The sequence below is a fragment of the Streptomyces sp. NPDC006294 genome (assembly GCF_042870895.1).
Taxonomy (GTDB): Bacteria; Actinomycetota; Actinomycetes; order Streptomycetales; family Streptomycetaceae; genus Streptomyces.
The window spans coordinates 105,882-119,958 of record NZ_JBIAHV010000015.1 but is presented as its reverse complement, the minus strand read 5'-3'; the positions used below and the strand labels follow the sequence as shown (position 1 = coordinate 119,958).

General features: G+C 71.1%; 14 protein-coding genes. 3 read left to right on the top strand and 11 right to left on the bottom strand.

The window, feature by feature from the left end:
* Positions 1–43: 43 nt before the first annotated feature.
* From ACFYOP_RS25870 to ACFYOP_RS25860, 3 genes are read right to left on the bottom strand one after another with little or no spacing between them, the layout of a single operon-like run.
* Positions 44–1,273: a dipeptidase gene (locus ACFYOP_RS25870; RefSeq protein ID WP_356894175.1), complete on the bottom strand. Its 1,230-nt coding sequence runs from the start codon at positions 1,271–1,273 to the stop codon at positions 44–46.
* A 21-nt stretch (positions 1,274–1,294) separates the two neighbouring features.
* Positions 1,295–1,816: a 5-(carboxyamino)imidazole ribonucleotide mutase gene (purE, locus tag ACFYOP_RS25865; protein ID WP_356894177.1), complete on the bottom strand. Its 522-nt coding sequence runs from the start codon at positions 1,814–1,816 to the stop codon at positions 1,295–1,297.
* A gap of 5 nt (positions 1,817–1,821) precedes the next feature.
* Complete coding sequence (locus tag ACFYOP_RS25860; protein WP_388452960.1) at positions 1,822–2,940, bottom strand: 5-(carboxyamino)imidazole ribonucleotide synthase; 1,119 nt, start codon at positions 2,938–2,940, stop codon at positions 1,822–1,824.
* 184 nt (positions 2,941–3,124) lie between these two features.
* Between ACFYOP_RS25860 and ACFYOP_RS25855 the strand changes: the two genes are divergently transcribed.
* The gene (locus tag ACFYOP_RS25855) at positions 3,125–3,646 is read left to right on the top strand and encodes a GtrA family protein (RefSeq protein ID WP_356894181.1); all 522 of its coding nucleotides are present in this window, start codon (positions 3,125–3,127) and stop codon (positions 3,644–3,646) included.
* 17 nt (positions 3,647–3,663) lie between these two features.
* On the opposite strand, the gene ACFYOP_RS25850 is transcribed toward ACFYOP_RS25855, so the two are convergent.
* A complete protein-coding gene (locus ACFYOP_RS25850; RefSeq protein ID WP_356894183.1) occupies positions 3,664–4,929 on the bottom strand; it encodes an ATP-binding protein in 1,266 nt (421 codons plus the stop codon).
* A 72-nt stretch (positions 4,930–5,001) separates the two neighbouring features.
* Positions 5,002–5,679: a response regulator transcription factor gene (locus tag ACFYOP_RS25845; protein ID WP_356894185.1), complete on the bottom strand. Its 678-nt coding sequence runs from the start codon at positions 5,677–5,679 to the stop codon at positions 5,002–5,004.
* 493 nt (positions 5,680–6,172) lie between these two features.
* Here ACFYOP_RS25845 and ACFYOP_RS25840 point away from each other — a divergent pair, with 493 nt between their 5' ends.
* Positions 6,173–7,678, top strand: coding sequence for a peptide MFS transporter (locus tag ACFYOP_RS25840; RefSeq protein WP_356894187.1), 1,506 nt, complete (start codon positions 6,173–6,175; stop codon positions 7,676–7,678).
* An 84-nt stretch (positions 7,679–7,762) separates the two neighbouring features.
* On the opposite strand, the gene ACFYOP_RS25835 is transcribed toward ACFYOP_RS25840, so the two are convergent.
* The 6 genes from ACFYOP_RS25835 to ACFYOP_RS25810 form a co-directional block, all read right to left on the bottom strand.
* Positions 7,763–9,154 carry a hypothetical protein gene (locus ACFYOP_RS25835; RefSeq protein WP_356894189.1) on the bottom strand — a complete coding sequence of 464 codons (1,392 nt, stop codon included), beginning with the start codon at positions 9,152–9,154 and terminating at the stop codon, positions 7,763–7,765.
* 14 nt (positions 9,155–9,168) lie between these two features.
* Positions 9,169–10,182: a hypothetical protein gene (locus tag ACFYOP_RS25830; RefSeq protein ID WP_356894191.1), complete on the bottom strand. Its 1,014-nt coding sequence runs from the start codon at positions 10,180–10,182 to the stop codon at positions 9,169–9,171.
* A gap of 2 nt (positions 10,183–10,184) precedes the next feature.
* The gene (locus tag ACFYOP_RS25825; protein WP_356894193.1) at positions 10,185–10,931 is read right to left on the bottom strand and encodes a hypothetical protein; all 747 of its coding nucleotides are present in this window, start codon (positions 10,929–10,931) and stop codon (positions 10,185–10,187) included.
* A gap of 3 nt (positions 10,932–10,934) precedes the next feature.
* A complete protein-coding gene (locus ACFYOP_RS25820) occupies positions 10,935–11,606 on the bottom strand; it encodes a peptidase (RefSeq protein ID WP_356894195.1) in 672 nt (223 codons plus the stop codon).
* Positions 11,607–11,756: 150 nt separating this feature from the next.
* Positions 11,757–12,269 carry an ATP-binding protein gene (locus ACFYOP_RS25815; protein ID WP_356894197.1) on the bottom strand — a complete coding sequence of 171 codons (513 nt, stop codon included), beginning with the start codon at positions 12,267–12,269 and terminating at the stop codon, positions 11,757–11,759.
* A gap of 179 nt (positions 12,270–12,448) precedes the next feature.
* Complete coding sequence (locus ACFYOP_RS25810) at positions 12,449–12,817, bottom strand: STAS domain-containing protein (RefSeq protein ID WP_356894361.1); 369 nt, start codon at positions 12,815–12,817, stop codon at positions 12,449–12,451.
* Between the two features lie 294 nt (positions 12,818–13,111).
* On the opposite strand from ACFYOP_RS25810, the gene ACFYOP_RS25805 reads away from it, so the two are divergent.
* Positions 13,112–14,005 (top strand): RNA polymerase sigma factor SigF, encoded by an 894-nt coding sequence (locus ACFYOP_RS25805; RefSeq protein ID WP_356894199.1) that lies wholly within the window; start codon positions 13,112–13,114, stop codon positions 14,003–14,005.
* The last annotated feature ends 72 nt before the right edge of the window (positions 14,006–14,077 follow it).

Sequence of the window (14,077 nt, the reverse complement as noted above, 5' to 3'; positions counted from 1 at the left end):
GTACGCGGCCGGGCGCCGCGTACCCCGGGACGGGCCGTCCGGCTCAGAGCGCGTCGAGTTCCTCGATCGTCACGTTCGACGGGCCGCGGCCGGCGGCCTGGAGGTCGGTGGCCACGTCCTCGGCGGCGCGCAGGGCGCGGACCGCGTTCTGCCAGGTCAGTTTGGCCAGGTCGGCGTCGGACCAGCCGCGGTGCAGCAGTTCCGCGATCAGGTTCGGATAGCCCGCGACGTCCTCCAGGCCGGCCGGGGTGAAGGCCGTCCCGTCGAAGTCGCCGCCGATGCCGATGTGGTCGATGCCGGCGACCTCGCGCATATGGTCGAGGTGGTCGGCGACCGTGGCGGCGGTGGCGACCGGCCGCGGGTTGGCCGCCTCGAACGCCTCGTGGATCTTCATCGCCCGCTCCGTGGTGTCCAGGTGGTGCAGGCCCTGGGCGCGGAGGTTCTCGTCGGCGGCGCGGGTCCACTCGACGGCGGCGGGGAGAATGAACTTCGGTACGAAGGTGACCATCGCGACGCCCCCGTTGGCGGGCAGCAGGGCCAGCACGTCGTCGGGGATGTTCCGCGGGTGGTCGCAGACGGCCCGCGACGAGGAGTGCGAGAAGATCACCGGCGCGACGGAGGTGGCGAGCGCGTGGCGCATCGTCGTCGCGGCGACGTGCGACAGGTCGACGAGCATGCCGATGCGGTTCATCTCGCGCACGACCTCGTGGCCGAAGGCGGAGAGGCCGCCGACGCCGGGCTCGTCGGTCGCGGAGTCCGCCCAGGCGGTGTTGTCGTTGTGCGTGAGGGTCATGTAGCGCACGCCCAGCGCGTACAGGGCGCGCAGCGTGGCGAGCGAGTTGTTGATGGAGTGGCCGCCCTCGGCGCCCATGAGCGAGGCGATCCGGCCCTCGTCACGGGCGATCTCCATGTCCTCGGCGCTCAGGGCGCGCGCCAGGTCGGCGGGGTAGCGCTCGAGGAGCTGGTCGACGACGTCGATCTGCTCCAGCGTGGCGCTGACGGCCGTGTCACCCGCCATGTCGCTGCGGACGTACACCGACCAGAACTGCGCGCCGACCCCGCCGCTGCGCAGCCGCGGAATGTCGGTGTGGAGCCGGCCCTGCTGGTCGGCCGCGATGTCCATGCGGTCGAGGTCGTAGCGGACGTTTCCCCTCACCTGCGGCTGGGGAGACCCCATCCGCAGTGCCCAGGGGAGGTCGTTGTGGCCGTCGACGACGGGGTGTGCGGCGAGCAGTTCGCGGGCCCGCTCGAGAAGATCGGTGGGGGTGTCCATGGGCTGTTACTTCCCGGCGCTCTACTTGCCGAAGCCGAAGGAGTCCCCGCCGCCGACCTTGGCGCGCAGCCGCTTGCCCTTCTCGGTGGCCTGGTCGTTCAGCTCCCGCTGGAAGTCCTTCATCCGGGCGAGCAGTTCGGTGTCGTGCGTGGCGAGGATGCGGGCGGCCAGCAGTCCCGCGTTGCGCGCACCGGCGACGGACACGGTGGCGACGGGCACGCCGGCGGGCATCTGCACGATGGACAGCAGGGAGTCCATGCCGTCGAGGTACTTCAGGGGGACCGGGACGCCGATGACGGGCAGCGGCGTGACGGAGGCGAGCATGCCCGGCAGGTGGGCCGCTCCCCCGGCGCCGGCGATGATCGCCTTGAGCCCGCGGTCGGCGGCCTCCTCTCCGTACGCGACCATCTCGCGCGGCATCCGGTGCGCGGAGACGACGTCGACCTCGTACGCGATCTCGAACTCGTCGAGCGCCTGCGCGGCCGCCTCCATGACGGGCCAGTCGGAGTCGGACCCCATGACAATGCCCACGACAGGACTCATGCTGTTCACTCGGTGATCGTTCCTCGCAGATAGCCGGCGGCGTGGCGGGCGCGGTCGAGCGCGTCGGCCAGGTCGTCGCCGTATGTGTTGACGTGCCCCACCTTGCGGCCGGGCTTCACGTCCTTGCCATACATATGGATCTTGAGCTGTGGGTCACGGGCCATGCAGTGCAAGTAGGCCGGGTACATGTCCGGGTAGTCGCCGCCCAGAACATTGCACATGACCGTCCACCTGGCGCGGGGGCGCGGATCGCCCAGCGGCAGGTCGAGCACGGCGCGGACATGGTTGGCGAACTGCGAGGTGACCGCGCCGTCCTGGGTCCAGTGGCCGGAGTTGTGGGGGCGCATGGCGAGCTCGTTGACGAGGATGCGGCCGTCGGCCGTCTCGAAGAGTTCGACGGCGAGATGGCCGACGACACCGAGCTCCTTGGCGATGCGCAGCGCCAGTTCCTGCGCCTGGCCCGCCAGCTCCGGGGCGAGGTCCGGTGCGGGCGCGATCACGGTGTCGCAGACCCCGTCGACCTGCTGCGACTCGACCACCGGGTAGGCGACGGCCTGGCCGTGCGGGGAGCGGACGATGTTCGCCGCCAGCTCGCGGCGGAAGTCGACCTTCTCCTCGGCGAGGACCGGGACGCCCGCCTTGAACGGGGCCGCGGCGTCCTCTTCCGTACGGACGAACCAGACGCCCTTGCCGTCGTAGCCGCCCTGCACCGTCTTCAGGATGACGGGGAAGCCGTCGCCCTCCTCCGCGAACGCCGTCACGTCGGCCGGGTCGGACACGATCCGGTGGCGGGGGCAGGGAGCGCCGATCTCCATGAGCTTGGCGCGCATCACACCCTTGTCCTGGGCGTGCACCAGGGCGTCGGGGCCCGGCCGGACCTTGATGCCCTGGGCCTCCAGGGCGCGCAGGTGCTCGTACGGCACATGCTCGTGGTCGAAGGTGATCACGTCACAGCCGCGCGCGAACTCCACGAGCGTGTCCAGGTCGCGATAGTCGCCGACGACGACATCGCTCACCACCTGGGCAGCGGAGTCCTGAGGGGTGTCACTGAGGAGCTTGAACTTCAGGCCGAGGGGGATACCCGCCTCATGGGTCATGCGGGCGAGCTGACCGCCGCCGACCATGCCGACTACCGGGAACGTCACTCTCCTAGGGTATCCGCCCAGCCGGCGGGCCCTTCCTTCCGTATGTTCCGACAACCGTTGTACCGCGCGTCACATCGGCCCCACGGCTCCCAGGCGACTCGGAGAGCCGGTGGTTAGCATGGCGGATACGACGATGCCGATCTGATGAGGCTGGGCTCGCACTATGGGTGTACGAGGCGGAAGGCTGCGCGGGCAGCTGCACCAGCTCGTCCGGGAAGCGGCGAAGTTCGGCGCGGTCGGCGGGGCGGGGCTGCTCGTCAATCTCGCGGTCTTCAATCTCCTGCGGCAGGTCACCGACATCCCGGTCGTCCGGGCCTCGGTCCTCGCGACGATCATCGCGATCGCGTTCAACTACGTGGGCTTCCGGTACTTCACCTACCGCGACCGCGACAAGAGCCGCCGCACCCGCGAGCTGACGCTGTTCCTGCTGTTCAGCACCGCCGGTCTGGTGATCGAGAACGGCGTCCTCTACACGGCGACGTACGGCTTCGGCTGGGACACCCCGCTGCAGAGCAACATCTTCAAGTTCCTCGGGATCGGCGTCGCGACGCTGTTCCGGTTCTGGTCGTACCGCACATGGGTGTTCCGGGCGCTGCCGCCGAGGGGGTCCGCGCCGCAGGCGGAATCGTTTCTCGGCCAGCGGCGAGCGGAACCGGAGCCGGTGAAGGACCCCGTCGGGCGCTGACACACGCCGGCCTGCGGCTATCTGACCGGAGGCTTCTCGTCCTTGCGCTTCTTCGCCACCCGGCTCAGGAAGAGCGCGAACACCGGCGGATGCTGCTGGAGCAGCTCCAGCCGGCCGCCGTCCGCCTCCGCCAGGTCCCGCGCGACCGCCAGTCCGATGCCGGTCGAGTTGCGGCCGCTGATGGTCCGCTCGAAGATCCGCGCCCCGAGATCGCTGGACACACCGGGCCCCTCGTCGGTCACCTCCACCACCGCCTGATTGCCGGTGACCCTGGTGCGCACGGCGATGGTGCCGCCGCCGTGCATCAGCGAGTTCTCGATCAGCGCCGCGAGCACCTGGGCCACCGCGCCGGGCGTGCCGACGGCCCGCATTCCCTGCCGGCCCGAGCAGACGATGGCGCGGCCGGCGCTGCGGCAGACCGGGCGCCACTCCTCCAGTTGCTGCTTGACCACCTCGTCCAGGTCGAAGGCGACGGCCGAGCCGGTGCGCGGGTCGCGGGAGTTCGTCAGCAGCCGCTGGACCACGTCGGTGAGCCGCTCCACCTGCGTGAGGGCGATGCTCGCCTCCTCCTTCACGGTCTCCAGGTCGTCGGTGACCGTGATCTCCTCCAGCCGCATCGACAGCGCGGTCAGCGGCGTACGGAGCTGGTGCGAGGCGTCCGCCGCGAGCCGCCGCTCCGCGGTCAGCATCCGGGCGATCCGTTCTGCGCTGGCGTCGAGCACGTCGGCGACCCGGTCCAGCTCGGGCACGCCGTAGCGGCGGTGGCGGGGCCGCGGGTCGCCGGAGCCGAGGCGTTCCGCGGTCTCCGCGAGGTCGGTGAGCGGCGAGCCGAGCCGGTGGGCCTGCCGCACCGCGAGGAGTACGGCCGCGACGACGGCGAGCAGCGCCACCCCGCCGATGATCAGCAGGGACCGGCCGACCTCGCGGTTCACGGAGGAGCGGGACTCCTCCACGGTGACCGTGATGCCCCGCTCGCCCTCCGCCGTGCCGCGGATGACGCTGCCGGTGGGCCGCTCGCCGATCTCGATGGCGCCCCGGCCGGGGACGCGGACCTCGGCGTAGCGGGTGATGTCGCTCTGCTCGGCGAGGATATCCGGATTGACCGGCTCACCGCCGACCTGCCGGCTCTCGACGATGCTCACCAGGCGCAGCGCGTCGGAGTCCACGCTCTCCTGGGCGCTGCTGGTGATGGTGCGCGTCTCGACCAGGACCAGGGACACGCCGAAGACGGCGATGACGACGAGCACCACGGCGAGCGTGGAGGTGATCAGACGGCGGCGCATGGTGCCCGGCCTTCCTGGGGGGCCCGGGGGACTGGGTGACCCGGGGGTCAGTGTCGGGTCAGGACTTCTCGGTCAGGACTTCTCGAAGCGGAAACCGACACCGCGCACCGTGGCGATGTAGCGGGGGTTCGCCGCGTCGTCGCCGAGTTTCTTGCGCAGCCAGGAGATGTGCATGTCCAGGGTCTTGGTGGACGACCACCAGGTGGTGTCCCAGACCTCGCGCATCAGCTGCTCTCGGGTGACGACCCGGCCGGCGTCCCTGACCAGGACGCGCAGCAGGTCGAACTCCTTGGCCGTCAGCTGGAGTTCCTCCTCGCCCATCCAGGCGCGGTGGGACTCGACGTCGATCCGCACCCCGTGCGTGGCGGGCGCCGGGACCGGCTCCGCGGTGCCGCGCCGCAGCAGGGCCCGGACCCGGGCGAGCAGTTCGGCGAGACGGAACGGCTTGGTGACGTAGTCGTCGGCGCCCGCGTCGAGGCCGACGACGGTGTCCACCTCGTCGGCGCGTGCGGTGAGCACCAGGATCGGGATCGAGTGCCCCTCGGCGCGCAGCCGTCGGGCGACCTCCAGCCCGTCCATGCCCGGCAGCCCGAGATCCAGCACCACGAGATCCACCCCGCCCGCGAGCCCCGCATGGAGCGCGGCCGGACCGTCCTCGCGTACCTCGACCTCGTATCCCTCCCGGCGCAGGGCGCGGGCCAGCGGTTCCGAGATGGACGCGTCGTCCTCGGCGAGCAGTACACGGGTCATGGGGTGATGGTAGTCCGCGGAACCCCACCCCGTGGCTGGACCTTGAGGACCTGCGCCTGTGGGGTGCGATTCCGATTGACACCTTCGATTCAGGGCAGATGGTTCCACGTTCACCTGTGATCCATGTCTCAAGTCCCGTCATATGCCGCAGTGTCCCGCAGTGTCGTGTCGTATGGTGGCGAGACGCCCGTAGTACGACCGGGGACCTTTGGCTGCCTTGTGCACCAGAGGTCTCTTTTCTGTGCCAAGGCCGGTGCCCGATACCGTTTGAGCCGTTTCGAGCCCGGTCGGACGCAGTCAATGACCTGTTGGCCGGGCTCCGGGTGCGATTCGGCTTCCGGGGCGTGGATCCCGGTGCGGACCGTTCCCAGCCTCCGAATCCGCGGAGGAGCCCCCGAAAGGCGTGGGGGTGGACCGCCGCCGGTGCCGGCCTCCCCCCACCGGGCGCGTACCGCTCACGAAGCGCCGCGTCCCGAGCAAGCAAGGATCGACCATGGCGTCCAGCCTGACGAAGGACTCCGCCAGTACCCCTGGCAGCGAGAAGACCTTCTTCGGCCACCCCCGCGGTATGGCCACGCTGTTCATGACGGAGATGTGGGAACGCTTCTCCTGGTACGGGATGCGCGGCATCCTGGTCCTCTATCTGGTCGCGGGTGTCCTCGACGGACCGCTGGCCGGCCGCGAGGCCCTCGCCGCCTCCATCTACGGCGTCTACAACGCCGTCGTCTACATGGCCGCCATGCCCGGCGGATGGATCGCCGACCGGCTCTGGGGCGCGCGCAAGGCGGTGCTCGTCGGCGGCATCGTCATCGCCCTGGGCCACTACACCCTGGCGATCCCCTCGGACGCTGCGTTCTTCGCCGGCCTCGCGCTCATCGCCGTCGGCACGGGTCTGCTGAAGCCGAACATCTCGGCCATGGTCGGCGGCCTCTACGAGGGCCAGTCCAGCGCCCGCCGCGACGCCGGTTTCACGCTCTTCTACATGGCGATCAACATCGGCGGCATGGCCGCCCCGCTGGTCGTCGGCTACCTCGGCGAGAACGTCAACTGGCACCTCGGCTTCGCCGTCGCCGGTGTCGGCATGACCCTGGCCGTCGTGCAGTACGTGCTGGGCGGCCGCCACCTCGGCGACATCGGCAAGCAGCCGGGCACCCCGGCCACGCCCGAGGAGAAGCGCGCGGTCCTGCGCAAGGTCCTGCTGTGGACCGGCATCGCCGTGGCCGCCCTGCTGGCCGACATCGTGATCGGCACGTACGACACCGAGCACATCGTGAACGTGCTCGCCCTGCTCGGAATCGCCGTTCCGGTCATCTACTTCGTGTCGATGTTCCGCAATCCGGCGCTGACCGCGCAGGACCGGCCGAAGATCCAGGCATTCGTCTGGTTCTTCGCCACGGCCGTGCTGTTCTGGATGATCTACGACCAGTCCGGCTCGCTGCTCACCCTGTTCGCGGACGGCAAGACCGACCGCATGATCGGCGGCTGGGAGTTCCCGGCGTCGTGGTACCAGTCGGTCAACCCGGCCATGGTCATCGTGCTGGCGCCCATTTTCGCCACGCTGTGGGTCAAGCTCGCGCAGCGCAACCGTGAGCCCAGCACCCCGATGAAGTTCGCCCTCGCGATGCTCCTCATCGGCGGCTCCTTCGGAATCATGGGCCTGGCGGGCGCCGCGGCCGCCAACAGCGACACCGGCAAGGTCACCGTCTTCTGGCTGCTGAGCGTCTACCTCGCGCAGACCATCGGTGAGATGTGCCTGTCCCCGGTCGGCCTCTCCCTGTCGACCAAGCTGGCGCCGAAGCAGTTCGTCGGCCAGATCATGGGTCTGTGGTTCCTGGCCACGGCGACGGGCAACGCCCTGAACGGCTGGACCACGAAGCTCAACAAGCCGCTGGGCGACGCCATGTACTACTCGCTGTGGGCGGTCGTCGCCGTCGCGGCGGGACTCACGTTCATGACGGCGGGCCGCCGGATCCGCGCCCTCATGGGCGATGTGAAGTAGCACCCCGTGCGGTACTGATACGCCGCTCACCGGTCCGGCCCGGCACGCCCCACGCGTGCCGGGCCGGACCCGTTTCCCGGCGCGTCAGCGCGTACCGCGCAGCCGCTGCCACGGGGTGAAGGTGAAGACGGCGCCGCCGAGCAGGATCACCGTGCCGGCGACGAGGGCGAGGGCGCGCAGGGCGCCGGTGTCCGCCGCGCCGGTCTCGGCGAGGCCGCCGGAACTGCCGCCCGAAGCGCCCGCACCGCCTGCCGTGCCGCCCGATGTGGACGTGCCGCCGCCGGTGCTCGTGCCGCCCGCCGCGCCGCCCGGCTGGGCCGAGGTGTCGAGCTTCAGGGAGACCGGGACGTCGGCCGGCGGCGTGCAGGTCGTGGTGGTGCCGAGCGCCTCGACCGTGAGGACACCCGGACTGAGCGTCGCCCTGCCGGTGGCGCCCGGCGTGTACGTGCCCGTGAGGTCGGGGATCTCGATGGGCTCGCCGGACTTGACGGGTTCCTTGTTGGTGGGGCCCTCCACATGGACGAAGCCCTTGTCGGCGCCGCCCAGTTCGACCTCCATGGAGGGCTTCACCGAGTCGGCCGGGATGTCGGCGGGGCTGTCCATCACGGACTTGGAGAACTTCACGGTCAGGTCGTAGTTCCCGCCGTTCTTCCTGGCGTCGACACGGACCGGGGAGACGGCGTTCTTGTCGCCGATGGGGGTCTTGCAGGCGTACGCGACCTCGACCTCCTTGCCCTTGAAGTCGCTCGGCGCCGGGTCGGAGGGGGCGGGGTCGCTGGGCGCGGGGTCGGTGGGGGTCGGGTCGCCACCGCCGGAGGCGGACCCGCCGGAGGCCGTGCCGCCCGACGAGCTCGTGCCGCCGGACGAGCTCGTGCCGCCGGAGGCCGTGCCGCCCGACGAGCTCGTGCCGCCGGACGTCGTCGTGCCGCCGGAGGCCGTACCGCCGCCGCCTTCCGTCACCTTGATCGTCGCGCCGACCGGGACCGCTTCCTTCGGCGCGCACTTGGTGTCCGTCGAGATCGGCTTCGAGACGTTGATGGCGTACGCGCCCGGGGTCAGCGTCACCTCGCCCGCCTTCTCCAGCTTCAGCGTGGCCTTCATGTCCGGCAGGATCATCGGGCTGTTCTTCGGGATCGGCGGGTTCCGGCGCGGGCCCTCCATGTTCAGCTCGCCGCTCGCCGCGCCGCCCAGGGCGATCCTGCCGGTCGGCTTGACCGTGTCCTTCTGCAGGTCCAGGACGTCGGGGTTCTTGGACGCGGCCTGGACGGTCTGCCACACCACCTCCACCTCGTCCCCGACCTTCGCCTCCGCGGGCGCGTCGATCCGCACCTTGGTGGTGCCCTGCACGGGCGGCAGCCCGGAGATCGGCGGCGGGATGCACTCCGTCGCGTATGACACCTCGGCGGCCTGCGCGGGGCTCGCGGCCAGCAGTATCCCCGCGCCGCCGAGCATCAGCGCGACCCCGGCCGCGCTCATCCTCCGTTGCGTACTCACGAATGTCCCTTCGTCGTGGGTCGGTTCTCTGACGGTGCGGAGTCAGGGACTTGCGGTGCCGTCCCGGGCGGTGGCGCCCGATCCGGTACGGGCACGGGCGCGGGCGCGGGCGCGGTACGGGCGTGGCGCGGTCGCGGCGGACGGACCTTGTCGACGACGGCCATGCCGGCACGGAACACGGCGGCCGGCACGACGAGCGCGAGCAGGACCCAGAAGATCGTCACGCCCCACGGCACGGGCACACCCCACGGCTGCTCCGCGAGGACCTTGCCGCCGTACTTCACCGAGACCGAGTAGTCGCCGTGCGCCCCGGCCGTGAGCTGCACCGGCAGCTCGATCCGGGCCTTCTCGCCCGGCTTGATCGTGCCGCGCCACTGCTGTTCCCACTGCGGGGCGAACACGCCGTGTGCCGTGCCGATCTGGAACACCGGGTCCCGTACGGGGCCGGTGCCGAGGTTGCCGACGGTGAACTCGAAGGTCCGGGCGGGCGGGGCGCCGAAGAGGACGAGGAGTCCCGAGTCGCCCTCGAGCCGGGTCGTGCTGAGCACGGCGAGCCTGCCGCCGCCGGTCTGCTCGGGCAGCGGGGCGGTGGGGTGCCCGGCCACGACGAACTCTGCGTCCACGACCTGCATCTCGCCCGTGACGGTGGCGACGTGCACCACGCAGGGGCACGGCACGGGCGGCTCCGCGACCGGGATCTTCTTGCTGAACGAGCCCTCCGCGTCCGTGGTGACGGCGCGGCCGTCGCCGTTGGCGCAGGAGTTGGTGCCGCCGATCACGCCCCGGTCGGGGGTGGCCCGGCCGCAGATCAACATCATGAGCAGGGTGCCGGGCCGCCAGTGGGCGCCGCTGACGGTGAGGTCGCCGCCCTGGCCGGCCTGGGGCGCGGAGAGCCGCACGTCGGGTGGAGGCGGGGCCGCGACGGCGGGCGCGGCGGCGGCGAGCAGGAGCAGGCCGGCGACGACAGCGCCCACGGCCCGGCGCACACGTACAGGGAGAACGTGAAGCATCGTCAGCCTCCGGCTCTCTTGGCGCGGCGGCGCAGCCACAGGGTGACGGGCAGCAGCAGAAGCCCGAGCACCGGAAGCAGGACCGGCCAGGGGACGAAGGTCCGCGAGATGGTCGACTCCGCGCGCACGCCGCCCGCCGCCGTGACCCGTACCCGGAGGTCGACGGCGTCCAGCGCCGGGGCGTCCCACGGTTCGGAGAGCGAGACCCGGCCGGCCGGCGGCAGGGGGCCGGGCTCGCGGGGCGGCCGGGCGGCGGGCCCGGTGAGGACCCCGTCGCGGTGGAGGGCCACGCGCGGCGACAGGGGCGTGTTGCCGCGGTTGACGAGCGTGTAGTGGACGGCCCCGCCGGAGTACGACACGTCCTCGACCGTGAGGGCCGGCACCTTGGGGCCGCTCACCCGCAGCTGGATGCGGACCGGCTCCGACCGGCCGCCGGCGGACACCGTGATCGTCGCCGTCTGCTCGCCGGGCGGTGTGTCCGCGGGGACGGTCACCGTGAAGGGGACCTCCGCCCGGGTGCGGGCCGGGATCGTCACCCGGCCCGCCGCGAGGGCGATCCAGGGTGTCGGGGCGCGGGAGGCCCGCAGGTCCACGGTGAGCCGCCGCGGGCCGGGGTTGATGACGGAGAGCCGGTCCTCCAGGACCGCACCGGGGCCGCCCTCCAGATACACGTACTCACGCCCCGGCTCCCAGCCGGCCGTGGACGGCGGTGCGGCCAGGACGAGTACGAGCGCGAGGGCGGCCCGCACGGTTCAGCCCGCGGCCCGGCCGTGCGCGCCGCCCCGCCGGGTCAGCCACAGGACGCCGGCCGTACCCGCCAGCAGAACCGTTCCACCCAGCGTGCCGAGCGCCGTCGCCGAGTCCAGCGGGCCCGTCTTGGGGAGCTCGGAGGGGGCCGAGGAGCCCGCCGCGCCGCCCGCCGCGGTGACGTCGAGCTCGAGGGAGGGCCCGGGACTGTTCTTCGGCGTACAGGTCGTGGTCGTGCCGAGCGCCTTGATCGTCAGCACGCCGGCCGTGAAGGTGACCTTGCCGCTCTTGGCCGGCTTGTACGTACCGGACAGATCGCTGATCCGGATCGGCGTCTCGGCGGGCACGGCCGCCGCGTTGGGCGGCCCGGAGACCCGTAGCTGCCCGGTCTCCGCGCCGCCGAGCTCGATGACCGCGCTCGGCTTCATGGCGCCCTTGCCCAGTTCGACCGGGCTGGAGGAGACGCCCTTGCGGAAGGACATCGTGATCTTGTACGCGCTGCCGCTCCGCACGGCCTTGATGTCGATCGGCGAGACCGCGCCCTTCGGGCCGATCGGCGTCTCGCACCGGTAGTCCACGTCGACGACGGCCGCCTGCGCGGCGGGGGCGGTCAGCAGCACCACCGGGCACACCGCCGCCGCTGCCAGCGCGAGAGCTGTTCGTTTCTGGTGCAACACGTCGGGTCCCCTCGGCCGCACGGTAACTGACGACACATCAGATCGGCCGCCAAGGTACGCCGGAGCCCGTGGGGAGGGAAGACAAAGAGCACGCCGTATCGACGTGCTCCACAAGGGATGGACGCGCTCCACGAGAGATTCGGGAAGCGCTCACGCGGGCGCGGCGAGCTCCGCCCACACGGTCTTTCCCGGCGATCCGGGAATCCTCATGACGCCCCAGTCCATACAGAGCCGCTGGACGATGAACATGCCGTGCCCCCCGGGCCGCCCGGCCCGGTGCGGGGTGCGCGGCGACGGCTGGCCGGTGCCGCGGTCGACGACCTCGAGGCGCAGCATCTTGCCGTCGCAGCCGACGCGCAGCTCCTCGGGCCCCTCCGCGTGCAGGCAGGCGTTGGTGACCAGCTCGGAGACCACGAGGAGCACGTCCTCTGCGGCAGCCCTCCGGTCGGCGGTCGCGGCGGGCAGCCATCCCCAGTCGTGGAGTGCCTGCCTCGTGAAGTCGCGGGCGAGCGGGACGATGCCGCTCGCCGCACCCAGGGCAAGCCTGCGCACGGCACCGCCGGCGAGCCCGGGGGGCTCCGGGGCGGGTACGGCCGGTGCCGCGCCGGCGCCACCCGGCTCGGGGCCGAGGTCGCCCGGCGGCTGCTGCCGGGTGGTGCTCATCAGCGCTTCACCTCACCGATTCACCGATTCACGAGATCGCCATGGTTCAAGTAGCAGTTGCTGTACGCAGAGTGCTGGGCGTTCAACGCTCTGCGGGGTTCTCCTGCCCGACCGAATCGTGACAACACCCACGTAGTCCACTCTGCCCGCGTGACACAGGCAACACAGGGACCGGCCGGTCAGTTGACCAGTGCGTCCTCGAGGGAGTCGTGCACGGTGAAGACCGCCTCGGCCCCGGTGATCTCGAAGACCCGGGCCACCACCGGCAGCATTCCGGCCAGATGGACCCCGCCGCCGCCGGCCTCGGCCTTCAGCCGGGCTCCGAGCAGCACGTTGAGCCCGGTGGAATCACAGAACTCGAGGTGTGAGCAGTCGATGACCAGGCGTACTCTCCCCTGCTCGATCGCCTCCTCCAAGGGCACCCGCAGCAGGTCGGCGGTGTGGTGATCGAGCTCACCCGCCGGTTTCACAATCTCGCTGCGCCCCTCGGTCCGAACGTCGACCTGAAGCCGGCCCCGATTCACGCTGCCGACCGTCTCGCGGTCCATGCCGTCCCTTTTCGCCGTGTCGTTCACTGCGTCGTCCACCGTGTCCTGCGTCACATCAGACACCGTCGCCGGACAGCGCTGACGTCCGTCGAACCCTACGCCCTACCTGCGCCTCTCGGTAGCCGAACTAGCCGACAATAGGGACAACCTGCAGATATGCCACTTGCGATCGTCACTGCCGACCGGGTAGGGCTAGTAGGGACACAACCAACACGGCCGGCTTTGGAGGCGCCGCTCACCGCAGCAGCATGTATGGGCATCGGCAGCCATATGCCGAGAACGATGGAGGAGACCATGTCACCCCGGCTCGACGCCACGGGCAACCCCCACGCGCCGTCGACACTGTCCACCCCCACCGACGAGACGGCCGCGGAGCCGCAGGGCCTGGACGGCCTGCCCGAGATCCCGCCTTTCGCAGAGGTGGGAGCGGTGGACGCGCGAGAACTGTCCAAGACGCTCTTCGCACGCCTCGCCTCCCTCGAGGAGGGCACCCACGAGTACGCGTACGTCCGCAACACGCTGGTCGAACTGAATCTCGCGCTCGTCAAGTTCGCCGCCTCCCGGTTCCGCACCCGCAGTGAACCGATGGAGGACATCGTCCAGGTCGGCACCATCGGCCTGATCAAGGCGATCGACCGCTTCGAACTCACCCGGGGCGTAGAGTTCCCCACCTTCGCGATGCCGACGATCATCGGCGAGATCAAGCGCTTCTTCCGCGACACCAGCTGGTCGGTGCGGGTCCCGCGGCGCCTCCAGGAGCTGCGGCTCGACCTGGCCAAGGCGGGTGACGAGCTCTCCCAGAAGCTGGACCGCGCGCCCACCGTGGACGAGCTCGCCCAGCGCCTCGACATCGGCAGGGACGAGGTCGTCGAGGGCATGGCGGCGAGCAACGCGTACACCGCGAGCTCGCTGGACGCCCAGCCCGAGGACGACGACTCCGAGGGCGCCCTGGCCCACCGGATCGGCTACGAGGACCACGGACTGGAGGGCATCGAGTACGTCGAGTCCCTCAGGCCGATGATCGCGAGCCTCCCGCCGCGGGACCGCAAGATCCTCTCCCTCCGTTTCGTCGCCAATATGACGCAGTCCGAGATCGGTGAGGAGCTGGGCATCTCCCAGATGCACGTCTCCCGGCTGCTGTCCCGCACCCTGAGCAGGCTCCGCAAGGGCCTCACCCTCGAGGAGTGAGCGGGGGAACCCGCTCCAGGCGCCCGCCGCGCCGGCCTCCAAGGGCCCGTTCCGTCAAGGAATGGGCCCTTC